This is a genomic window from Acinetobacter sp. UBA991, assembly GCF_002292065.1.
Lineage (GTDB): Bacteria > Pseudomonadota > Gammaproteobacteria > Pseudomonadales > Moraxellaceae > Acinetobacter > Acinetobacter higginsii.
Genome location: NZ_DBBF01000015.1, coordinates 51,800 through 73,251, shown reverse-complemented (window position 1 = coordinate 73,251; position 21,452 = coordinate 51,800). Strand labels below are relative to the sequence as shown.

The 21,452-nt window shown below is 41.7% G+C and carries 19 protein-coding genes; 10 read left to right on the top strand and 9 right to left on the bottom strand.

The window, feature by feature from the left end:
* Positions 1 to 134: 134 nt before the first annotated feature.
* Positions 135 to 1,019 (bottom strand): LysR family transcriptional regulator, encoded by an 885-nt coding sequence (locus tag B2727_RS06425; protein ID WP_004803082.1) that lies wholly within the window; start codon positions 1,017 to 1,019, stop codon positions 135 to 137.
* A gap of 506 nt (positions 1,020 to 1,525) precedes the next feature.
* Here B2727_RS06425 and B2727_RS06420 point away from each other — a divergent pair.
* Together B2727_RS06420 and B2727_RS06415 are read left to right on the top strand one after the other, a co-directional pair.
* Positions 1,526 to 2,950 (top strand): GntP family permease, encoded by a 1,425-nt coding sequence (locus B2727_RS06420; RefSeq protein WP_033133596.1) that lies wholly within the window; start codon positions 1,526 to 1,528, stop codon positions 2,948 to 2,950.
* Positions 2,951 to 3,024: 74 nt separating this feature from the next.
* Positions 3,025 to 3,810 carry a 3-hydroxybutyrate dehydrogenase gene (locus tag B2727_RS06415; RefSeq protein ID WP_033133595.1) on the top strand — a complete coding sequence of 262 codons (786 nt, stop codon included), beginning with the start codon at positions 3,025 to 3,027 and terminating at the stop codon, positions 3,808 to 3,810.
* Positions 3,811 to 3,874: 64 nt separating this feature from the next.
* Here the strand turns inward: B2727_RS06415 and B2727_RS06410 are convergent, their stop codons facing one another.
* A complete protein-coding gene (locus tag B2727_RS06410; RefSeq protein ID WP_033133594.1) occupies positions 3,875 to 4,483 on the bottom strand; it encodes a hypothetical protein in 609 nt (202 codons plus the stop codon).
* A 163-nt stretch (positions 4,484 to 4,646) separates the two neighbouring features.
* Here B2727_RS06410 and B2727_RS06405 point away from each other — a divergent pair, with 163 nt between their 5' ends.
* The 4 genes from B2727_RS06405 to B2727_RS06390 all read left to right on the top strand — a co-directional run bounded on the left by B2727_RS06405 (position 4,647) and on the right by B2727_RS06390 (position 7,485).
* Positions 4,647 to 5,234, top strand: a complete 588-nt coding sequence (locus B2727_RS06405; RefSeq protein WP_033133593.1) for a hypothetical protein — start codon at positions 4,647 to 4,649, stop codon at positions 5,232 to 5,234.
* 103 nt (positions 5,235 to 5,337) lie between these two features.
* Positions 5,338 to 6,357: a molecular chaperone DnaJ gene (locus B2727_RS06400; RefSeq protein ID WP_033133592.1), complete on the top strand. Its 1,020-nt coding sequence runs from the start codon at positions 5,338 to 5,340 to the stop codon at positions 6,355 to 6,357.
* Between the two features lie 145 nt (positions 6,358 to 6,502).
* Complete coding sequence (locus B2727_RS06395; protein WP_081406948.1) at positions 6,503 to 6,937, top strand: endonuclease domain-containing protein; 435 nt, start codon at positions 6,503 to 6,505, stop codon at positions 6,935 to 6,937.
* A gap of 71 nt (positions 6,938 to 7,008) precedes the next feature.
* Positions 7,009 to 7,485, top strand: coding sequence for a hypothetical protein (locus B2727_RS06390; RefSeq protein WP_033133591.1), 477 nt, complete (start codon positions 7,009 to 7,011; stop codon positions 7,483 to 7,485).
* 164 nt (positions 7,486 to 7,649) lie between these two features.
* On the opposite strand, the gene B2727_RS06385 is transcribed toward B2727_RS06390, so the two are convergent.
* A complete protein-coding gene (locus tag B2727_RS06385) occupies positions 7,650 to 10,550 on the bottom strand; it encodes a valine--tRNA ligase (protein WP_033133590.1) in 2,901 nt (966 codons plus the stop codon).
* A 371-nt stretch (positions 10,551 to 10,921) separates the two neighbouring features.
* Here B2727_RS06385 and B2727_RS06380 point away from each other — a divergent pair, with 371 nt between their 5' ends.
* The 4 genes from B2727_RS06380 to B2727_RS06365 all read left to right on the top strand — a co-directional run bounded on the left by B2727_RS06380 (position 10,922) and on the right by B2727_RS06365 (position 13,905).
* Positions 10,922 to 11,602 carry a hypothetical protein gene (locus B2727_RS06380; RefSeq protein ID WP_005322691.1) on the top strand — a complete coding sequence of 227 codons (681 nt, stop codon included), beginning with the start codon at positions 10,922 to 10,924 and terminating at the stop codon, positions 11,600 to 11,602.
* A 113-nt stretch (positions 11,603 to 11,715) separates the two neighbouring features.
* Positions 11,716 to 12,378: a hypothetical protein gene (locus B2727_RS06375; protein WP_033133589.1), complete on the top strand. Its 663-nt coding sequence runs from the start codon at positions 11,716 to 11,718 to the stop codon at positions 12,376 to 12,378.
* A gap of 13 nt (positions 12,379 to 12,391) precedes the next feature.
* Positions 12,392 to 13,198 carry an SDR family NAD(P)-dependent oxidoreductase gene (locus B2727_RS06370; RefSeq protein WP_033133588.1) on the top strand — a complete coding sequence of 269 codons (807 nt, stop codon included), beginning with the start codon at positions 12,392 to 12,394 and terminating at the stop codon, positions 13,196 to 13,198.
* Entirely contained in the window at positions 13,195 to 13,905 is a 711-nt protein-coding gene (locus B2727_RS06365) for a diphthine--ammonia ligase (RefSeq protein WP_033133587.1), read from the top strand. Before B2727_RS06370 ends, B2727_RS06365 begins: the two co-directional genes overlap by 4 nt.
* A 31-nt stretch (positions 13,906 to 13,936) precedes the next feature.
* On the opposite strand, the gene B2727_RS06360 is transcribed toward B2727_RS06365, so the two are convergent.
* The 6 genes from B2727_RS06360 to B2727_RS06335 form a co-directional block, all read right to left on the bottom strand.
* A complete protein-coding gene (locus tag B2727_RS06360) occupies positions 13,937 to 14,377 on the bottom strand; it encodes a YbjQ family protein (RefSeq protein ID WP_033133586.1) in 441 nt (146 codons plus the stop codon).
* A gap of 8 nt (positions 14,378 to 14,385) precedes the next feature.
* The gene (locus B2727_RS06355) at positions 14,386 to 14,736 is read right to left on the bottom strand and encodes a YbjQ family protein (protein WP_005296351.1); all 351 of its coding nucleotides are present in this window, start codon (positions 14,734 to 14,736) and stop codon (positions 14,386 to 14,388) included.
* A 108-nt stretch (positions 14,737 to 14,844) separates the two neighbouring features.
* On the bottom strand, positions 14,845 to 16,308 hold the full coding sequence (gene adeK, locus B2727_RS06350) for a multidrug efflux RND transporter AdeIJK outer membrane channel subunit AdeK (protein WP_005205918.1): 1,464 nt from the start codon (positions 16,306 to 16,308) through the stop codon (positions 14,845 to 14,847).
* Positions 16,309 to 16,313: 5 nt separating this feature from the next.
* Positions 16,314 to 19,487: a multidrug efflux RND transporter permease subunit AdeJ gene (adeJ, locus tag B2727_RS06345; protein WP_033133585.1), complete on the bottom strand. Its 3,174-nt coding sequence runs from the start codon at positions 19,485 to 19,487 to the stop codon at positions 16,314 to 16,316.
* A 12-nt stretch (positions 19,488 to 19,499) separates the two neighbouring features.
* Positions 19,500 to 20,753 (bottom strand): efflux RND transporter periplasmic adaptor subunit, encoded by a 1,254-nt coding sequence (locus tag B2727_RS06340; RefSeq protein ID WP_005205916.1) that lies wholly within the window; start codon positions 20,751 to 20,753, stop codon positions 19,500 to 19,502.
* Positions 20,740 to 21,390, bottom strand: coding sequence for a phosphatase PAP2 family protein (locus tag B2727_RS06335; protein WP_033133584.1), 651 nt, complete (start codon positions 21,388 to 21,390; stop codon positions 20,740 to 20,742). The genes B2727_RS06340 and B2727_RS06335 overlap by 14 nt, the downstream gene beginning before the upstream one ends.
* Positions 21,391 to 21,452 lie beyond the last annotated feature (62 nt).

Here is a 21,452-nt window from a genome sequence, read left to right as displayed (position 1 = left end):
AGGGATTATTTACAGAAGTTTAAATTTTTAAAGGATTAATGAGGGAAACTCATTAATACAATAAATTTCATCTATTTTACTCAAAAGGGCAGGATGACGGAGCGAGTCTGTATTGGTGTAGCAGTCAATCAGGGTTAGCCAAAATCATGTTGTAGCAAGATCTCGATAAACTCGGCTGAAATATTGGAAAGCTCAAAGTCTTTTTTATAGACAATGCCAATCGCTTGCGGCAATTTGCCATCCTCAATTTCGATTAAGACATTATGTTCCTTGTCGATAAAGTTTTGAAAATGACGGGGGATGGCACTGACTCCCATATCCAATGCGACAAAGCTGGAGAGGGAACTGATTTGATGACATTCGACTTTTAAATCTAAAGTTAGATGGTTTTTAAGACAGTTTTCTTCAATCAGATGCCGAACAATGGAGGGATGCTGCAAGGTCACAAAGGGATTGGCACACAGCTGTTTCCAACTGATCGAATCCGCGCTTGCTAGTGGATGTGTTTTCGGTAAGAGCGCAAGGAAATCTTCCTCAAATAAAGGCTTAAATTCCAGTTGATCATTGCGCGGTGGCTCAAAGCAAATCCCAATTTCAAAAATACCATCCTGAACATTTTCCAGTACTTTTTCATTGGGAATATCATGAATGGAAAAGCTGATATTGGGATGTTTGGCTAAAAAACTATGAATGACTTGCGGCAAAATCGCATGGGTGACAAAGGGCATCGAGGCAATATTCAGTGTGCCGCGATTGAGTTTAAATCGTTGCTTGACGTCTTTTTCCATATCTTCCCAATTGGCCAGTAATTTCTTGGCATAGGGGATCAATGATTTTCCTTCCTGTGTTAGTTCAACCCGACGGGTATTGCGTTTAAACAGCTTGCCGCCCAGTTCTTCTTCCAGTGATTTGATACTTAGACTTAAAGCAGATTGACTGAGATGCAATTCAGCAGAGGCATTTGCATAATTCAGGGTACGAGTCAAAGCCAGAAATGCTTTGAGTTGCTTTAAAGTCATGGTGGACGACCTATGCGGAAAGTTTTTGATTTATATGCTGTAATTTATAAAAAAAACAGCACATTGTGACTGGCATTTTTGTTAATTCGGTGGCGAGAGGCAAGCCGTTTATTTTTAAAAATGCGATATGCGATTATTGATTTATTGTAGCTTAATATCGAAAAATGGATTTTAAAAAGAATAAGCTAAATATAACTGAATGGGATTGATGAGTATTTTTGAATAGTTGATTTGTTTTATTAATCAATTAAATTATTTAATTTTAATTTATGTAAGATATTGATTTTTATAAACAATTAAAAATATTGTATTTTGTTTTAATCATCTTGTTTTTTGTGATTTTAATGCTATTTTAAAATACGTTTTAACATGCGTCATGGTTTTAGATTCTGTACTGTAATTAGCAGTATTTTGATTTTATTTATGGTTAGGATAACCACCACACAGTATAAAAAAAATAATTTGGTTGACCCTGACATATATTCTTTGGAATGGAGTAAAAGAATATGTGGGACTTATTTGTCATTCTGCTGTCTTTAGGCTTGCTGATGTACACGGCCTATCGCGGTTTTTCCGTGATTCTCATGGCGCCGTTATGTGCATTGCTCGCGGTTTTTCTGATTAACCCCGCCAATGTGCTGCCGTTTTATTCGGGCGTTTTCATGCCGAAGATGGTCAATTTCATTAAAGACTATTTCTTGGTGTTCTTGCTTGGTGCAATCTTTGGCAAAGTGGTAGAAATGTCGGGTATTGCCGAGTCGATTGCCCGTACTATTGTCAATTTGATTGGTGCAAAGAAAGCCATTTTAACGGTGGTTTTACTCGGTGCAATTCTGACGTATAGCGGTGTCAGTCTGTTTGTGGCGGTATTTGCGATTTATCCATTTGCCAATCAGTTGTTCCAACAAGCCAATATTCCAAAACGTTTGATTCCCGGCACTATTGCCCTAGGCGCATTTACATTCACCATGGATGCCTTGCCGGGGACACCACAAATTCAGAACGTAATTCCGACCACCTTCTTTGGCACCAATATTTATGCAGCGCCGTTTTTAGGTGTCATTGGGGCGATTTTCGTCTTGAGCATGGGTCTACTCTATCTGGAATCACGCCGTAAAGCTGCTGTTCGTACAGGTGAAGGTTATGCTGGTTTTGCTGCTGAAGAGGCAGTCACACCAGCGACTGCCGATGTTGAACAATCTACGCAGCACAATGGTTCAGTACTACGTCAAGGCATGGCCTTTGTGCCGTTGATTCTGGTTGCGGTGATGAACCGTTATCTATCCACAGCCATCAAAGAATGGTATCCGAATGGTTTTGATTTTAATGCAATTGGTTTAGCCAACTACACTGTTGATGTAGCAAAAACTGGGGCGATTTGGGCAGTGGGTTTGGCCTTGATTGTCGGGATTATTGCCGCAATTTTATTTGATTATCAGCGCGTGGTAACCAACTTTAAAGAAGGCGTCAATGCCAGTATCAGTGGTTCATTATTGGCAGTGATGAATACCGCTTCTGAATATGGTTTTGGTGCGATTATTGCGGCATTGCCGGGCTTTGCTTTGATTAGTCATGCACTCGGTACCACCTTTACCAATCCTTTGGTCAATGGTGCGGTGACCACGACCGTATTGGCAGGGATTACTGGTTCGGCATCGGGGGGGATGAGTATTGCCTTGAGTGCGATGGCTGAAACTTATAACGCCGCTATTGTGGCGGCAGGTATTCCACCAGAAGTGATGCATCGCGTGGTGGCGATGGCATCGGGCGGTATGGACACACTGCCGCATAATGGCGCGGTGATTACCTTGCTTGCGGTCACAGGTTTAACTCATAAGCAATCCTATAAAGATATTTTTGCGGTCACCATTATTAAAACCTTAGCGGTATTTGTGGTGATTGCTGCATTTACATGGTTCGGTATTGTCTAGTTGAATTTTAATTTGAGCTTGCCAGTACTGACTGGTGAGCAATCAAAATGATTAAGAATAGGAGTAGTAACACAGTGACTCAACAACTCGAAGCCAAAGTGGCCTTTATTACTGGTTCGGCGAGCGGTATTGGATTAGAAATTGCGAAAAAATTTGCTCAGGAAGGTGCGAAAGTGGTGATTTCTGATGTTAATGCCGAGAAATGCCAGCAAGCGGTGGAGCAGTTAAAACAGCAGGGTTTTGAGGCTTTGTCTGCGCCTTGTGATGTAACAGATGAACAGGCTTATAAAGCGGCAATTGATTTGACCACACAAACTTTTGGATGTTTAGATATCCTGATTAACAATGCAGGTTTTCAGCATGTTGCAGCAATTGAAGACTTCTCAACAGAGATTTATCAGAAACTGGTACAGGTGATGTTGACAGGTTCATTTATCGGAATTAAACATGCTTTTCCGATTATGAAAGCGCAGCAATATGGTCGGATTATCAATATGTCTTCGATCAATGGCTTGATTGGTTTTGCGGGTAAGGCAGGGTATAACAGCGCCAAGCATGGGGTGATTGGTTTGACCAAAGTGGCAGCTCTGGAATGTGCCCGTGACGGGATTACCGTGAATGCATTATGTCCGGGTTATGTGGATACGCCTTTGGTGCGTGGGCAAATTGCTGACTTGGCCAAAAACCGTAATGTCAGTCTGGAAAGTGCTTTGGAAGATGTGATTTTGGCGATGGTGCCACAGAAGCGTTTACTCAGCGTTGAAGAAATTGCCGACTATGCGATTTTCTTAGCCAGCAACAAAGGGGCAGGGATTACAGGACAGGCGGTGGTGATGGATGGTGGCTATACCGCACAGTAATACGTTTATCTGATTAAAAAAGCCGCTCAATTGGGCGGCTTTTTTATGAAATGAACGTGATGCGTTAGCACAGCGCAATTCGTTTAATTTTTTCATCTGTTAAGAAAAAAACAGAAGTTGCACAGGTTTCTTCTAGAACATTGACAGAAATACCATCACCTTTGAACTTTAGATAATGTTTTGGATCAATTTGCTCATCAGCTAAGATATTTCCATCTTCATCAAAGCGATAGTCTTCATTCACGTAAATATCTGTTTTAGGTGCAACTTCAAAAGTTCCGAAAATATCGAGGTCATAATCTTTATCTGTATTTTCGTAGTAATAAACTTTGTTGCTACTTGAGATACGGAATTCAAAGAGATATTTCATTCCTTTTTTATTTGGGTTTTTCAGCACTCGAAAGGTATCCAGATTTCCATCGCCATCAAAATCAATAAACAAAGGCTTTTTGAGATGGGTTGTATCGACTGAATAGCCTTTTGGTAGTGGAGTTGAATTATTGGCGAGATAATCGGATTCAGGTGTAGTGGGAATAAGCACAGGTTCTGATACGGCTTGAGTCTGTTGAACTGCCTTTTGTGTGGGGTGATCGCTTTCTGATGATGTTTTTGGTTTTTCATTACATCCAGCGAGCAAAATAAATGAGGTGAGCAATAGGACTTTATTCTTCATACAATTCGAGTATTTAAATGATGATGTATATAACGGATTTTAGCTTAAAAGTTGGGTTTGTCATTTTTAATGTTTAATTCAAATTGAGGAGTATGAGGACTTTCTTTAGTCACTCAATTTTTAAGATAGAATGAGTCAACCTTTAATTCTAATACGACTTCATATGAACAATAAATTCATCAGTTTTTGTCTTTTATCAGTCTGTTTAACTCAGTTGAGCCAAGCCCAAGCAACACCATTCAAGACCTATCAATCCGAGTCGTTGCATTGTGGTGAAGCGACTTTTCAAGTGATTTCATCCTGTTTTGATCCAGATGAAGGCGCGCTGAGAGGAAGTGGAGGTGTTATGCGTGAATCTTGTCAATCCAGTCATTTGTTGGTGAGCTGGAAAGGACAGCAAAAGCGGATTGATTTTCCAATCGCAACAGCAGAGCAAGCGCAGCAATTAAAAAGCAAAGGCTATACGTTGCAAAAAGTGATTCGCCAAGGGGATTGGTCACCACAAAGTTTGGCTTGTGGTCAGGTCAAAGGCATTTCAGGCTATTTTGTGGTGGTCAATCAAGCAACCACCAATGATTTGAATCAAGAATACTTAGGTAAAGGGTCACTGAGCGAAGAGCCTGTGTTACTGAATTTGAATGGCAGCATGACCAGTGATGTACTTAGACAAAAAATCTATCCCTTGCTGAAACAAGATAAAGTTAAAATCACCAAGGTCGTTTCAGCCAATGCCTTATTTGGCGATGAGTAAAGCTTAGTTAAGCGATTTGTTTGTCCAAACACGATATTGAAAGTGTTTGCTGACTTTGTTGGTTGATTATTGCTACACTTTTTAATTTTTAGGCGGCAGCATTATGTCCTTTGATCTCAAAGTCAATTTAAAGCAAAGGGCTCAACCTTCTGCACAGCAGAAGAAGCTGAATCGCCTGATTGATCAAATAGAACAGCAAAAAATCAGCCTTGCCGCATGGCAGAATGCGCAAGCCGAGATTCAACAACACACACGGCAAAAGCTGATGCCTGTGTATAGTGAATTGCATGAAATTTTGTTTCAGCAGTTAGATCAGCTTTGGACGCTGTTACAGCAGCATGAGTTTTCCAAAGCGGATATACAGCAACTGGATGAAAAAATTGCTCAGCTTGCCCAAATGTTAAAGCGTTCCAAGATGTTGAGTGATGAACAGTTAAAGCTGGTCAAGCAGATTGATACTTTTTATCAGCAACATGCCCAGCAATCGCTTAAAAAGACTAAAAAAGTACAGTCAGCCAAGTTGGAACAGCATCAAAGTTATGAGCAAAGTGCAGCATTAGAACAAGATGATTTTGAGCAGTATGCAGCCGAGCAGCAACAAGCAAGGGAACAGGCCAAACAACTTCGACAACAGCAGAAACGTGAACAAGCTGAGCAGATGGCAGCGCAGTCATTGAAAACCGTGTATTTAAAAATTGCTGCGATGATTCATCCTGACCGTGAGCAAGACGAGACCAAGAAAGAAGAAAAAACCGAGTTATTCCAGCAAGCGAGTCAGGCTTATGAACAGCAGGATTTGTTTTATTTATTGAAACTTCAATTACAGCTTGAACAGAATAAAGGTGTAGGCGCTAAAGAGCTATCGGCCGAGCAAGTGAAGTTTTATAAACTGGCTTTGGATGCACAAAGTCAGCAGCTTGAAAGTCAAATTGAAGAGATTTTGGATTCTTTTCAGTTGGCGAAGAAAGTCAAAGCCGAGCATCTGAATATTGGGGATGTGTATAAAGCCATAGATGCGGATTGTGCTGAGTTAAAGCAGCAATTGAAGTGGGAAAAAGAGCGTTTAAAGCATATGAAAAAAGTGAGTGGGGTGGAGATGTTGTTGGGGCATGGGGTTTTGTAAGCTTTTTTAAAAATACCTATCCCTAGCCCTCTCCTGAAAGGAGAGTGAACTTTATTGCGTATCGAATAACTATCAAATTCACAAAGGATGCTCCCTCTCCCTTAGGGAGAGGGTTGGGGTGAGGGAAATTAAAAATAGGAAAAAAATGAAACTAGACCCACAGTTATTAGAATTCGCCAAAACTATGCGAAGTAATGCAACTGAGGCAGAACACCTGATGTGGCAACTACTTCGTGCTAAACGATTTATGAATCTTAAATTTCGCAGACAGCATGTGATTGCCCCCTATATTGTCGATTTTTACTGTCATGAATTGGGTTTGGTGATTGAACTAGATGGCAGCCAGCACGGAGCTGAAGATGCGATTGAATATGATGCTGGACGAACCAAGTTTTTAGAGGCTTTGGATTTAAAAGTAGTACGGTATTGGAATCATGAAATTTTAAAAAATACTGAGAGAGTTTTGGATGATTTATGGAATAAATGTTGGTCGCTTTCTAATAAGACCTCTCCCCTTGCGCAGCAGTGCTGCTCATCTCCTAAAAGGAGAGGGAATATCGATATATCGAATCTGTGTTAGAAAATCTGCTACTTTTAGCGTGAATAGAATCCAGCAACATAGTAGTATTAGAATTATTTGGATTTTAAAGAATGGACAATAATCCAGTAATTTTTTTAAATATTAATAACGAAGAAAAACTTTATTCTTTTAATTTTGAAAATAAAGAATTAGACCAATCAAATATATCTATAACAAATCGTGCAGCGGATGGATATGGTTTTTTTATTGATGTAGATAAACATAAAAAATTAGTAGCAATTTTGGGTTGCGAAGAGTTTATTTTTTTTCTATTCGATAGAAAATTGTATCGTTTAGATGATGAGCACTTAACAGTAATTCAAAAAGATGGTTTTCTAAAAAATACTTTTCAACTGTTTATTGGTGGGAAAAAAGAAATTGATATCCGCTATAAGCAAATATGGGATATTGAGAATGATATCTTCTTGGATGTGAAATATTGGTTGGACATAAAACCTAGAGAGAAGAGGCTCTCTAAGTTGAGTGAATATGCATGTTTTCTTAAAGAAACAGATATACAAAAAAGAACTGAAATGAAAGAGTATTAGGACTTCTATATTTAGCTTTTTATAGAACAGTCTTTGTCATCTGTATGAATAGGCCTTGGACATTTTTTAGCTCTCTTGGAACTTATTTATTAATTTCATATATGTAAAAAATCCCCTCGAATTTGAGGGGATTTTATCTTAATTTTTAATCATTTAGCAATTATTTAAAGCGCAGCAATCTGCTCCATACTTTGCTTAATTTTCGCTAACTGATCAGCAAACTCAGCCAATTTCACTTTTTCACCCTCAACAACCGCTGCTGGTGCTTTAGCAACAAAACCTTCATTTGAAAGTTTATTGGCAATTTGATCATGTTGCTTTTGAACTTTATCCAAGTCCTTCTGCAAACGACCTAATTCAGCTTTAGGATCAATCAAGCCTTTCATTGGTACAAATACCGATGCATGGCTGACAACGCTAGAACAAGACAACGGTGGTTCTTGCTCATTGCTCAAGAACTCAATGCTTTCAACTTTAGCCAATGCTTTGAATAAAGCTTCAATACGGATGATTTGCTCGCGCTCAGCGTCAGAAATGTTCTTGAGTAATACAGGCAATAAACGCGCATTACCTAAGCCCATTTCACCACGAATATTACGTACCGCACCAATCAAACCTTGTAACCACTGCATGTCTGCTTCAGCTTGATCATTCACTTTCGCTTGATCAGGAACAGGGTATTGCGCAGTCATAATCGTTGCACCGCCTTTGCCTAACATTGGCGCAAGGGTTTGCCAGATTTCTTCAGTCAAATAAGGCATCAACGGATGAGCCAAACGTAAAGATGCTTCCATCACCGCAAGTAACACACGACGAACTTCAGCTTTACGCTCTTCAGAGACATTGGCATCGTTCAGAACTGGCTTAGTTAACTCAACATACCAGTCACAGTATTCATTCCAGATAAAGTCATAGATCGCTTGTGCAGCAAGGTCTAAACGATAGGTAGCAAATGCTTGATGTACCGCAGCCTCTGCTTTTTGCAGACGGCTCATGATCCATTTTTCTGGAAGTTCCCACAGCTCAGGACGCGCTTCTTGAGCAACCGTTTGACCTTCAACATTCATCAATACGAAACGGGTTGCGTTCCAGATTTTGTTGGCAAAGTTACGGTAGCCTTCAACACGCTTCATGTCGAATTTGATGTCACGGCCCGTGTTCGCCAATGCACAGAACGTGAAACGAACTGCATCGGTACCATAAGCTTGAATACCTTCTGGGAATTCTTTACGGGTTGATTTCTCAATCTTCGCCGCTTGTTTCGGGTTCATTAGACCCGTAGTACGTTTTTGTACCAAGGTCTCAAGGTCAACACCATCAATCAAGTCAAGAGGGTCAAGCACGTTACCCTTAGACTTCGACATTTTTTGACCTTCGCCATCACGAACCAGACCGTGAACATAGACCGTTTTAAACGGTACTTGTGGCGTACCATCTTCATTCTTCATGAAGTGCATCGTAAACATGATCATACGAGCAACCCAGAAGAAGATGATGTCAAAACCAGTCACCAATACATCAGTTGGGTGGAACGTATTGAGGAAATAGTTTTCCGCATCTTTCTTGGCATCGCCAGTCCAACCCAAAGTTGAGAAGGTCCACAGCGCAGATGAGAACCACGTATCCAGTACGTCTTCATCTTGGTTTAACACAACATCAGCAGGGATGTTGTTTTTGGCACGGACTTCTGCTTCGTCACGACCCACATAGATGTTGCCTTCAGCATCGTACCAAGCTGGGATACGGTGACCCCACCAAAGCTGACGAGAGATACACCAGTCTTGGATGTTGTTCATCCACGCCATGTACATGTTACTGTACTGTTCAGGAACAAACTTGATACGACCGTCTTGAACCGCTTCAATTGCAGGTTGCGCCAATGGTGCAATTTTTACATACCATTGATCTGTCAATAAAGGCTCAACGATCACACCTGAACGGTCACCGCGAGGTGGTTTAAGCGTATAAGGTTGGATTTGATCTAACCAGCCTTCAGCTTCTGCTTGTTCGACCAGTTTTTTACGTGCTTCAAAACGCTCTAAACCAACATAGTCTGCAGGGGCAGGGATGGTTTTAGAAATTTGCTCGCCCGCTTTGGCGATATATTCAAACTCAGCCAATACTTCAGCATTTTTGTTGAAGATATTGATGATTGGCAATTCACAACGCTTACCGACTTCATAGTCATTAAAGTCATGTGCCGGGGTGATTTTCACACAGCCTGTACCGAATTCTTTATCTACATATTCATCTTTAACGATTGGAACAGCACGGCCTGTAATTGGCAGGATAATATTCTGACCCACAAGGTGCGTATAGCGTTCATCATCAAGTGCCACAGCAACCGCGGTATCACCTAACAAGGTTTCAGGACGAGTGGTCGCGACAACGATGTGGTCTTTACCATCATGGGTACGTAGGTTTTTATCTTCAAAGAAATATTTGAAGTGCCACAATGAACCTGCTTCTTCTTTATCCGATTCAACTTCTAAGTCTGATAGTGCTGTTTGTAGTTTCGGATCCCAGTTAACCAGACGTTTACCGCGATAGATCAAGCCATCTTCATGCAGTTTTACGAACACTTCTTTTACTGCATTAGACAAGCCTTCATCCATAGTGAAGCGTTCGCGTGACCAGTCGACTGACGAACCTAAACGACGAATCTGACGGGTGATGGTATTGCCCGATTGCTCTTTCCATTCCCAAATTTTTTCGATGAACTTTTCACGACCTAAGTCATGACGGCTGACACCTTGCGCACCCAATTGACGCTCGACCACCATCTGCGTTGCAATCCCCGCATGGTCGGTTCCTGGCTGCCATAAGGTATTTTTACCCATCATACGGTTGTAACGGGTTAGTGCATCCATGATGGCATTGTTAAAGCCATGTCCCATGTGCAAGCTACCGGTGACGTTCGGTGGTGGAATCATGATACAGAATGATTCACCTTGACCTGATGGTTTGAAATAACCTTGTTGTTCCCAGATTTGATACCATTTCTTTTCGATCTCGGTTGGATCGTAAGTGGTTGCAATATTTTGAGCAGATTGAGCGTCAGTCATAGTACAGAAGATTAAAATTGAATAAAAAATTAGATCTATTGTAGCAAAAAATCCTCGCTTCTGTAGGCATTTCAGCCGCGCCAAGTGTTAATGCGAAAAGCTGCTTAAATAATGTCTGAATTGCTGTTTTTTGAGCTTTTATAAAGGAGACGTTTAGTACAGCTTCATCATGTGGCTTTTATGCCTGATGATCGACAGCTCAATCAAGATAAAGTCTTTATAGACTTCATTTTTTTGAAAAAAGCCGATGAAAGGCGTTGGATTTTTATACAAATAGGATTAGATTTGTGTAATGCATCACATAACTTAAAAATATTGATGCTCAAAACAACAATATAAGAATGCAAAAAACTAAAAAAGGGATGCTTCTCATGAGTTATTCAATCCTGTTGAAAATTAATGACGTCACACATGGACAATTTGAAACCATCCGCCAACAGCTCAATGCTGGTACGCATGAGAGCCAATCCCGTATCTTGGGTGAGGTGTTATCCGAAATTGCGTGTGAGATTGTCGAGCAAGTGTTTTCGGTACTCTTGATTCAAAATCGTCAGCCGACGCAGCTCACCCAGAAAAATACTGCTGAATCTGAAAGGGTGATTCAACAGATCATTGGGGCGGTACGTAAATATATGCCGTGGTCGATTGCTTTATTTGGGAATGAACGTCTGTGTCCCTTTGCCAATTATTTTTCCAATATGATCAAGTATCACGATGAGCAGGTTTATGTATCTTATCCGATTGATCGACAATTGGTGCAGCAGGCACATCGTTTGGTCACGCAACTCAAGAATAATGAAATCAGTGATATGGTCGATGTGTTTCAAACCTTGATTCAAATCGTGGATTTGGGTGTGACCAGTTTGATCCGTGAACCGAAAAAATGTCTCAACTTTAATACTGTGGTGGATAAAACCTTAAATGGGGTGATCAATATGACTGCCCATTTAAGTTATAAGCGTTTAGAGAAAATGGGTAATCAAGTGGATAGCAATGCAGCAACCGATTGCGTCAATCATTTTTTAGCATTTATGCATGTCGATACAGAATAGATTGTGCTAAATTCGGCGTGTACAATGCCAAAAATGATAGAAAAATAGATTTGATAAAAGGGCTTGTTTAACAAGCTCTTTTTTTATGGAATCTTACAATTAGGGTTATTAAAATGGACACCGCCGTTTTTTTAAATATTCATGCGGATACTTATGCAAGGTTTGCACATATTCGAGCGCAATTATTGCAAGGACATAAAGAAAGTCAGGCCAATGCTTTGGGCAGTGTATTGTCAGAAATGGCTTGTGAAGTGATTGAACAAGTGTTTATGGTGCTGTTACAAGAAAATCAGCAGTATTCACAAACGGGTGAATCTGAAAAAGTGATTCAGCAAATTTTGGAAGCAATTCGCAAATATATGCCATGGTCGATTTCATTTTTTGGCAATGACCGCTTAATCCCTTTGGTGGAATACCTCTCTAAAACCTTACAACTTGAAGATGAACAGGTATATATGACTTATCCTGTTGAGCAGCATTTGGCTCAGAAGGTCATCGCTTCTAGCCAAAAGTTGGCAGGCGGAGATCATCGAGAAATTTCAAATGCACTCAAACTTCTCACTGAAGTGATTGATGCTGGTGTGACCCATTTGATTCGTGAACCAAAGAAATGTCTCAAGTTTAATTTCGTGGTCGATAAAACCCTTAATGGGGTCATTAATATGACTACACATTTGGGTTATAAGCGTTTGGAAAAATTAGGCACGCAAATTGATCAGCAAGTCGCGGCAACATATGTAGATTACTTCCTGAAATTTATGCGTCATCAAGCATAGGTAGGACATGGACATGGCAAAACTCAAAACTCTCGAAAATAAAGTGGTCTGGATTACTGGCGCTTCATCTGGCTTAGGCAAAGCTTTAGCTCGTGAATGCGCATTGCAAGGTGCACAAGTGGTGCTGACCTCGCGTCGTTATGATGAACTGGAAGCAGTACGCGTTGGATTACTCAAGCCCGAACAGCATCTTTCGATTGCCGCAGATATTACCGATGAAGCTCAAGTCCGCCATGCGCATGAACAGGTCTTGGCCTGTAAAGGACGTATTGACTGGCTGATCAATAATGCAGGTTTGAGTCAACGTGCCTTGATTCAAGACACTGCGATGCAAACTGAACGTGCCATCATGGAGGTTGACTACTTTTCACAGGTCTTTTTTACTAAAACCGTGTTACCGACTTTGCTGCAACAAAAATCAGGTCGAGTAGTGTTCGTTTCCAGTGTCGCGGGTCTTTTAGGAACACAATATCGTGCTACGTATTCTGCGGCTAAGGCAGCGATTCATATGTGGGCCAACAGTTTGCGTGCTGAAGTGTCGAAAGATGGCGTTGAAGTTTCGGTGGTTTTCCCTGGCTTTGTCAAAACCAATGTCTCTTTTAATGCCTTAAATGGTGAAGGCAAGCCACAAGGCCATCAGGATGAAGCCATTGAAAATGGTTTAGATGCTGATGTGTTTGCTGAGCGGGTGGTGGAGTCGTTGATGGCAGGCGAGCAATATATTGTGGTCGGTGGCAAAAAAGAACAATTAGGTGTGTTGGTTTCTCGATTGTCACCAAACTTGTTGTATAAGATGATTCGCAAAATGAAAGTGAAATGAGTGTGAATAATCGTAAGAAAGCCGTTTTTAATTGGAGCGGTGGTAAAGACTCTTCATTGGCACTGTATAAAGTCTTACAGCAAAATGAATTTGAGGTAGTTGCTTTATTAACCACGGTCAATGAAGAAACAGCGTTGTCATCTATGCATGCCATTCCACATGCATTGCTTGAAAAGCAGGCTGAAAGTATTGGTATTCCACTTTATCCTGTATTTCTACCAAAAAGTCTGCCTGTCTATGAGCAACGTATGCTCGATGCAGCCAATCATTTTAAGGCACAGGGTGTTGAGCACTTTATCTTTGGTGATATTTACCTCAGCGATGTACGCAAATATCGTGAAGACCGTTTGCATCCTTTAGGTATTGAAGTGGTTGAGCCGATATGGAATCTGAACTCGCTTGAAGTGATGCAGGATTTCTTGGATTCAGGCATTCAAACCAAAATCATTGTAACTGATGCCAGTAAGCTCGATGAGTCGTTTATTGGGCAGGATATCGATGCAGCTTTGATTAAACGGATGCCAAGCGACGTTGATGTTTGTGGTGAAAATGGCGAATACCATACCTTTGCTTATGCAGGCGGTATATTCAAACATCCTGTTGAATTTGAAATTACTGAAATTCGTCAGATGTCATACCAGTTTAAGTTAGAAGATGGGGAAGAGAAAACCTATCATTATTGGCAAGCGATCTTTGCCGAATCCTAAGCAAAAATCCTGTGCATGGCACAGGATTTTTTTATTGTGTATGGATGATTGCCGTACCATAAGCAAATACTTCAACCATTCCACCTTGCATACCCAATTCAGTGGTACTGAGTCGAACCCCCATAATATGGTTCGCACCCATGGCATGCGCTTCTTGCTTCAGGCGAACCACAGCTTCACGACGCGCCCGTTCCACCACACTTTCATAGCTGACCAAACGCCCACCAAAGAAGTTTCGAATGGTTGCCAGTACATACTTAAAATAATCGTGGGAGATCACCACATTGCTGCTGACCATTTGCCCATAGGCTGAGGTTTCTACAAAGCGATTGGTGTCAATACGGATATGGGAAAATTGCTTTTCTTTCTGATCCAGTTCACGTAAGTGTTTCTGCTCGATATGACGACCAAAACCCCAACCGACTGAAAATAGGATCAGAAACAGGACAATCTGAAAAATTAATCCATCCATAATTTTGCCTATGCGCCAAATGGATCAGGAAGTTTAGGCGCAACGGGTTGTACTACTACCGCTGTACCATAGACAAATAACTCTGATGCGCCTTGGGCAATATTTGAAGTTGAGAAACGAATACCGACAATGGCATTGGCACCTAAACCTTTGGCCTTATCAATCATACGTTGAGTGGCTTCCTGACGTGACTCTTCCAGCAATTCGGTATAACCCGTTAACTCACCACCCACAATATTCTTTAAACCTGCCATCAAATCACGACCAACATGTTTACTACGAACGGTGCTGCCATACACCACATCTAGCTGGCGTAAGATTTCATGGCCCGGTACAGACTCTAAACTGCTTAGTAACATCGTATTTTCTAAATCATTAATATATTCAGTTTGAAGATAAGAAATATTGGCAATGGTTGCAATAAAAAAGCTCACCGAAGTGAGCTTTTTTATCCGCAAAAGATGAAATTATTTTTTTGCGTAATGTTGTTCAGAGCTCGATGGCTGATGCGTTACCGTTTCACTGCTTGAGGCTTTGAGACCACCGCCAAGTGTTTTGTAAAGTTCAACTTGGTTGTTGAGGTTTGCTTGTTGTAATAACAATAAACCTTGTTCTGCTGAATAAGCAGAACGTTGTGCATCCAATACGGTTAAATAGCTATCAATACCAGCACGGAAGCGGGCATTTGAAAGCTTGTATGTTGTATTAGTTGCATCAACCAAACGACGTTGAGCGGTTAAACGGTCACCAATGTTAGCACGTGTTGCCAAAGCATCATTTACTTCACGGAAAGCTGACTGTACTGACTTCTCATAGTTAGCAAGTGCAATTTTCTGATCAGTTTCAGAGATTTTGACATTGGCCTTACGAGTACCCCAGTCAAAAATTGGGATATTCAAGCTTGGACCAATTGACCATAACGCATTCCCTGATTTGAATAAGTCACTCAAGTCAGTTGATGCATAACCAGCAGAACCAGTCAGGCTAATAGTTGGGAAGAGTTGGGCTTTAGCAGCACCAATATTCGCACCCGCAGCACTTAACTGGTATTCAGATGCTTTCACATCTGGACGGTTATTGAGCAAGTCACTTGGTAAGCCAGCGCTAAACACGTTTTGTTGCGTGATACTCGCCACTTGTTGTTGAGGGAGTAAGTTCTGAGGAACTGGCTGACCAACAAGTAAGTTCAACAAGTTTTGAGCTTGAGCAACTTGAGTCTTGTAGTTCGCGACATCATTACGTGCCGTTTCAACCGAAATTTGTGCTTGGCGCACAGGGATTTCGCTATCAATACCCACATCGAAACGTTTCTTGTTCAAGTTAAACGAGTCTTGTTGGGCTTTCAGCGTTTGATCCGCAAGTTTCAATTGTGCATTCGCATATGAGTAGTTTAACCATGCTTGAGTCACTTGGCTGATTAAACTGATCTGCGTTGCATCACGTGAGCTTTGTGTTGCGAGGTAGCTATCTAAAGCTGCATCTTTCAAGCTACGTACACGACCCCAAAAATCTAACTCATAAGCAGTTAGACCCAAACCAACTTGATAAGTTGAATAAGGATTATTTGGGTCACGGGTAGGGGTCACTTGACGAACAGCACTACCACTTGCCCCAATTGTTGGCAATTGGTTGTTTTCCGAAATTTGGTATTGCTGTTGCGCTTTTTGAATGTTCAACGTAGCCGTACGTAAATCACGGTTATTGGCAAGTGCTAGATCAAGCACTTGCAGTAAACGTTGGTCAGCAAAGAAGTCTTTGTAACCTTGTTCCGCAATTGATTTTCCAGAAGCATTGCCATAAGACGCGAAGCTTTCAGGAACATCTGAACTCACAACAGGCTCTGGCCCGCGCATGCTTTGGCAGGCAGCCAAAGATAGCGCGAGTGCAGAGATTGCAATGCCACGACTGGAAATAGACCATACAGTTTGCATCACGATCAATGCTCCTGAGTATTTAAAGTTTTAGGTTTGTACTTAAAGATACTACGAATCCACACGAAGAATACAGGGATAAAGAAGATACCTAAAAGAGTTGAAGAAATTACACCACCAAGTACACCATAACCGACTGAGTGTTGGCTACCAGCGCCCGCACCGCTTGCCAAGGCTAATGGTAATACACCAAAACCAAATGCAAGTGTGGTCATGATAATTGGGCGTAAACGCATTTTTGCAGCATGTAATGTTGCTTCAAAGAGCTCTTCGCCTTGTTCCTGTAATTCTTTCGCAAATTCGACGATCAAGATCGCATTTTTCGCTGAAAGACCAATTACGGCAACAATTGCAACCTGGAAGTAAATGTTAAAGGATAAGTTTGGATCACCTTTAATCAGCATACCTAACCATGTCAAGGTAAATGCACCCACGATACCTAAAGGTACAACCAGTAATACCGAAACGGGTACTGACCAGCTTTCATAGAGTGCAGCAAGACATAGGAATACGATTAATAATGAAAGAACCAACAGAGGAGCCGTTTGGCTACCAGAATCACGTTCTTCTAAAGATAAACCTGTCCATTCATAGTCGAAACCTGTTAAGCCCATAGATGGCAACTTACCAATGATTTCTTCCATCGCCAACATTGCATCACCAGAGCTGACACCTGGTGCAGGCGTACCTTGAATGTTAACAGATGATACGCCGTTATAACGCTCTAGACGTGGTGAACCATAAGTCCATTCACCTTTGGCAAAGCCAGAGAAAGGAACCATTTCGCCTTTGTTATTACGCACATACCACTTGTTCAAGTCTTCAGGCATCATGCGGGTATCCGCTTCACCTTGGACATAAACTTTCTTCACACGACCACGGTCAACGAAGTCATTGATATATGAACCACCCCAAGCCATGCTCATGGTGCTGTTAATATCAGCGATACTGACGCCCATTGCACCTGCTTGCGCTTGATCAATGGTGATCTGGTACTGCGGTGTATCTTCTTGACCATTTGGACGTACACCTGCAAGACGTTTGTCTTGTGATGCCATACCTAAAATTGCATTACGTGCAGCAATCAGCTTTTCATGCCCTTGACCGCTTGCATCTTTCAACTGGATATCGAAACCAGAAGCGACACCCAATTCAGGCATTGCTGGTAACTGCAATGGCATGATGTAAGACGCATCTTTCACAATCATGTTCAATGCCATACCACGTTGAATGATGGCACCAATCTGTGATTCTGGTGTGGTACGTTCACTCCAGTCTTTTAATTTAATAAAGGCAAGACCCGCGTTTTGACCCACCCCTGTGAATGAGAAACCAGCAACTGTAAAGATCGACTCTACATTTTCTTTTTCCTTATTCAAGAAGTAACCCGTCATGGTATCAATGACTTTATCAGTACGTTCCAAGCTCGCGCTCGGTGGTAACTGAACTAAGGTCATGACCACACCTTGGTCTTCTTCTGGTAAGAAAGAAGATGGCAATACTTTGTAGATACCAACCAACGCTGCGATCACAACAATATAAAGCACACCAGAGAATAACTTGTGGTGGGTCATACGATTGACGCCGCCTTGGTATTTCTCTGAAAGTTTTTCAAAGCTACGGTTAAACCAACGGAAGAAACGCGCGAAAATATTGTTGCTTTCTTCTTTGTTTGGATCGTGTTGTTTTAACAAGGTCGCACACAGGGCAGGGGTAAAGGTTAATGCTACAAGTAATGACAGGATCATCGCCGTAACCAGCGTGATCGAGAACTGACGATAAATCACCCCAGTGGTTCCACTGAAGAATGCCATCGGTACGAATACCGCTGTTAATACACTGGTGATACCGACTAAGGCACCCGAAATCTGACTCATTGACTTTTCAGTCGCTGGAATCGGTTCGAGATGTTCTTCTTGCATCACCCGTTCAACGTTCTCGACGACAACGATGGCGTCATCTACCAACAGACCGATGGCCAGTACCATTGCGAACATGGTTAAGGTGTTGATTGAGAATCCGAAGATATTAATCACGGCAAAGGTACCCAATACCACTACAGGTACAGCCAATGTCGGAATAATCGTTGCGCGCCAGTTCTGTAAGAACAAGAACATTACGATAAATACCAAGACGACTGCTTCAATCAGTGTATGGACAACACTTTCAATTGATAGACGAATAAATGGTGTGGTGTCATACGCAAGCTTGTCTTTTAAACCGCTTGGATAGTTATGACGTAACTCAGATAAACGCTTTTCAACTGCGGCAGCGGTATCCAGTGCATTGGCACCTGTTGCAAGTTTGATTGCAACACCACCTGCAGGACTACCATTAAATTTCGAGTCGAATTGGTAGTTATCAGAACCCAATTCCACACGTGCAACATCACCTAAACGAACTTGAGCACCACCTGAAGTATTTTTCAGGAAGATGTTTTTAAACTGTTCAGGGGTTTGCAACATGGTTTGTGCATTCACGGTTGCGTTGAGTACTTGACCCGCAGTCGATGGCGCACCACCGAGCTGACCAACTGCAACTTGAGAGTTTTGTGCACGAATGGCTGTTGCAACATCATTAGGCGTTAAGTTAAAGCTCGTCAGCTTTGCTGGATCTAACCAGATACGCATTGCATATGAACCACCAAATACTTGGAGTTCACCCACACCCGCCACACGACTCAGTGGCTCAGAAATATTTGAGTTCACATAGTCTTTAATGTCAGATGCAGAAAGGCTGTTATCTGGTGAGTAAAAAGCAATAACTTGCAAGAAGCTTGCGCCAGACTTAGTCACTTTTACACCTTGACGTTGTACGTCAGCAGGTAAAAGCGCTGTTGCTGATTGCAGTTTGTTTTGAACTTGAACCTGCGCGATATCTGGATCGATACCTTGTGCAAAGTTTAAGTTAATTGATGCTTGACCATTACCCGCACTGTTCGATGAAATGTAACGTAAGCCATCCAAACCATTCATTTGTTGTTCAATGATTTGGGTGACCGTATTTTCAACGGTTTGAGCAGAAGCCCCAGGATAAGTTGCAGAAATGGTTACCGTGGGGGGGGCAATTGTCGGATATTGTGCAACTGGCATTTTTGTCAGCGTGATAATACCCGCCAACATAATGACCAGTGCAATCACCCAAGCGAAAATTGGGCGATGGATAAAAAATTGAGCCATGCAATCTACCCCTTAAGCTTCTGAAGTTGCTTTTTGTTCAGCTTTTGGTGAATTGGCTTGCTTTTGTTGTTCAGCAGCTTTTGGTGCTGCATTTTGACCTTCAGCTGCTTTTGGTTGATAAGGTTTAGCAGACACTTCCTGTCCTTCTTTTACCTTGGCAACACCATCAACAACAACTTTATCACCAGCCTGTAAGCCTTCAGTTACAATCCAGTCTTGACCTTTGACACCCACAGTTTTAACTGGGCGTGTTTCGATCGCACCTTTTGCATTTACTACTAAAGCAATTGCTTGTCCTGTTGGTAAACGAGACACAGCTGCTTGAGGAATCAGATAGGCATTTGGCAAAACTCCTTGCGAAATTTTAGCCGTTGCATACATACCTGGTAATAACAAATGGTTTGGATTTGAGAAGACTGCACGTAAAGTCACAGTACCTGTATCCGGATTCACACTTGCATCAGAGAAAGCGAGTTGACCTTCCACTGGGTATTCAGAACCATCTTCCAGCGTGATTTTGACACGGGTATTGTTACTGTTATTCAAGCTGCCTTTGCTGAGTTGTTGGCGTAAACGCAATAATTCAGCACTCGATTGATTGATATCAACATAGATTGGATCTAGTTGTTGAATTGTCACCAATGGATCGGCTTGGTTTGCAGTCACCAATGCACCTGGTGTCACCGAAGAACGGCTAGATTGACCAGAAATTGGTGCGCGAACAGTTGAGTAGCCCAATGTAATTTCAGCATTTTTTAATGCAGCTTCAGATGCAGCGACATCAGCTTCAGCTAATTTTACTTGAGCATTGATATCATCATATTCTTGTTTAGAAACCGCATTGGTTCCCACAAGCTGACGATAACGGCCTTCTTTCACGCGTAATGCATTTAAGTTTGCTTGTTGACGCAATAACGTTGCACGAGCATTGTCTGCTGTTGCGCGGTTGGTATTTGCATCAATTTGATAAAGTGCTTGACCTGCTTGAACGTAGCTTCCTTCAGCAAATAATCGTTTTAAGATTACGCCACCTGTTTGAGGGCGTACTTCCGAAACTTGATATGCAGAGGTTCGTCCTGACAGTTCGACGTTTTGTTCAACGCTTTGTGGTTGCGCAACAATGACACCAACTTCTGGAGGTGGCATTTTTTGAGCAGCAGCAGCTTGCTGTGCATCTTTAGGATCTTTGCTACAACCAACAAGCGCAATGCTTGTTGCTAATGCGCAAGCAGTTAGGGCAGGAGCCCAAAGCTTAGCCGACATCATTATTCCACCTCAATTTAGATTTTTTATCTAAAAACAAATTGTTGCTGAAAGTGCTTTGATACAGCCCAAACCAAAGCAACGAAGTCCAAATCAACCCAATTCCCCAACCGGCAAGTACGTCAGTTGGGTAGTGAACCCCCGCATAGATTCTAGATATCCCCATGAAGATAAACCATAAAGTAGATACTAAAATGACACTGGTGCGATATTTATGTTGTTGACACAACAACATAGCTAGACTCGCAAGGGTTGCAGCATAAAGGCTATGGGCACTTGGGAAGGATGCACCATAACTTTGAACCAAGTGATAAAACTCCATTGGTCTTGGCCGATCAATGCCCCATTTCAGAAGCCAACCAATCACAATGCTGCCACTGACACTTAAAGCGATAAACGTCACATTCTTATAATTTTTAATCCACGTTTGGTAAATACACAAAAATGTTGTTAAAAATAGTAAAAAAGGCATTCCACCGAGCCGAGAGAGCAGAACTGTCACATGATTAAGCGTAAATGAACGGTGTTCAAAAAAAGCTTGAACACTAAAAAGGTCTAAAGTTGATGCGTTGGAATTCATTAACCCAATCACACCGAGTCCTAAAAAAAAGCAACCAATACAAAGCAATAGGTATGGCATGCGCTACTCATTATTTGCTTAACCATTGTTCAGGGTTGTTGAGTGTTAGAAAGTGTACTCGT

Excerpts from the sequence above, each read along its gene's own strand:
- B2727_RS06425 (WP_004803082.1), bottom strand. The coding sequence starts at position 1,019 with ATGACTTTAAAGCAACTCAAAGCATTTCTGGCTTTGACTCGTACCCTG.
- B2727_RS06420 (WP_033133596.1), top strand. The coding sequence starts at position 1,526 with ATGTGGGACTTATTTGTCATTCTGCTGTCTTTAGGCTTGCTGATGTAC.
- B2727_RS06410 (WP_033133594.1), bottom strand. The coding sequence starts at position 4,483 with ATGAAGAATAAAGTCCTATTGCTCACCTCATTTATTTTGCTCGCTGGA.
- B2727_RS06405 (WP_033133593.1), top strand. The coding sequence starts at position 4,647 with ATGAACAATAAATTCATCAGTTTTTGTCTTTTATCAGTCTGTTTAACT.
- B2727_RS06400 (WP_033133592.1), top strand. The coding sequence starts at position 5,338 with ATGTCCTTTGATCTCAAAGTCAATTTAAAGCAAAGGGCTCAACCTTCT.
- B2727_RS06395 (WP_081406948.1), top strand. The coding sequence starts at position 6,503 with ATGAAACTAGACCCACAGTTATTAGAATTCGCCAAAACTATGCGAAGT.
- B2727_RS06390 (WP_033133591.1), top strand. The coding sequence starts at position 7,009 with ATGGACAATAATCCAGTAATTTTTTTAAATATTAATAACGAAGAAAAA.
- B2727_RS06385 (WP_033133590.1), bottom strand. The coding sequence starts at position 10,550 with ATGACTGACGCTCAATCTGCTCAAAATATTGCAACCACTTACGATCCA.
- B2727_RS06380 (WP_005322691.1), top strand. The coding sequence starts at position 10,922 with ATGAGTTATTCAATCCTGTTGAAAATTAATGACGTCACACATGGACAA.
- B2727_RS06375 (WP_033133589.1), top strand. The coding sequence starts at position 11,716 with ATGGACACCGCCGTTTTTTTAAATATTCATGCGGATACTTATGCAAGG.
- B2727_RS06370 (WP_033133588.1), top strand. The coding sequence starts at position 12,392 with ATGGCAAAACTCAAAACTCTCGAAAATAAAGTGGTCTGGATTACTGGC.
- B2727_RS06365 (WP_033133587.1), top strand. The coding sequence starts at position 13,195 with ATGAGTGTGAATAATCGTAAGAAAGCCGTTTTTAATTGGAGCGGTGGT.
- B2727_RS06360 (WP_033133586.1), bottom strand. The coding sequence starts at position 14,377 with ATGGATGGATTAATTTTTCAGATTGTCCTGTTTCTGATCCTATTTTCA.
- B2727_RS06355 (WP_005296351.1), bottom strand. The coding sequence starts at position 14,736 with ATGTTACTAAGCAGTTTAGAGTCTGTACCGGGCCATGAAATCTTACGC.
- adeK (WP_005205918.1), bottom strand. The coding sequence starts at position 16,308 with ATGCAAACTGTATGGTCTATTTCCAGTCGTGGCATTGCAATCTCTGCA.
- adeJ (WP_033133585.1), bottom strand. The coding sequence starts at position 19,487 with ATGGCTCAATTTTTTATCCATCGCCCAATTTTCGCTTGGGTGATTGCA.
- B2727_RS06340 (WP_005205916.1), bottom strand. The coding sequence starts at position 20,753 with ATGATGTCGGCTAAGCTTTGGGCTCCTGCCCTAACTGCTTGCGCATTA.
- B2727_RS06335 (WP_033133584.1), bottom strand. The coding sequence starts at position 21,390 with ATGCCATACCTATTGCTTTGTATTGGTTGCTTTTTTTTAGGACTCGGT.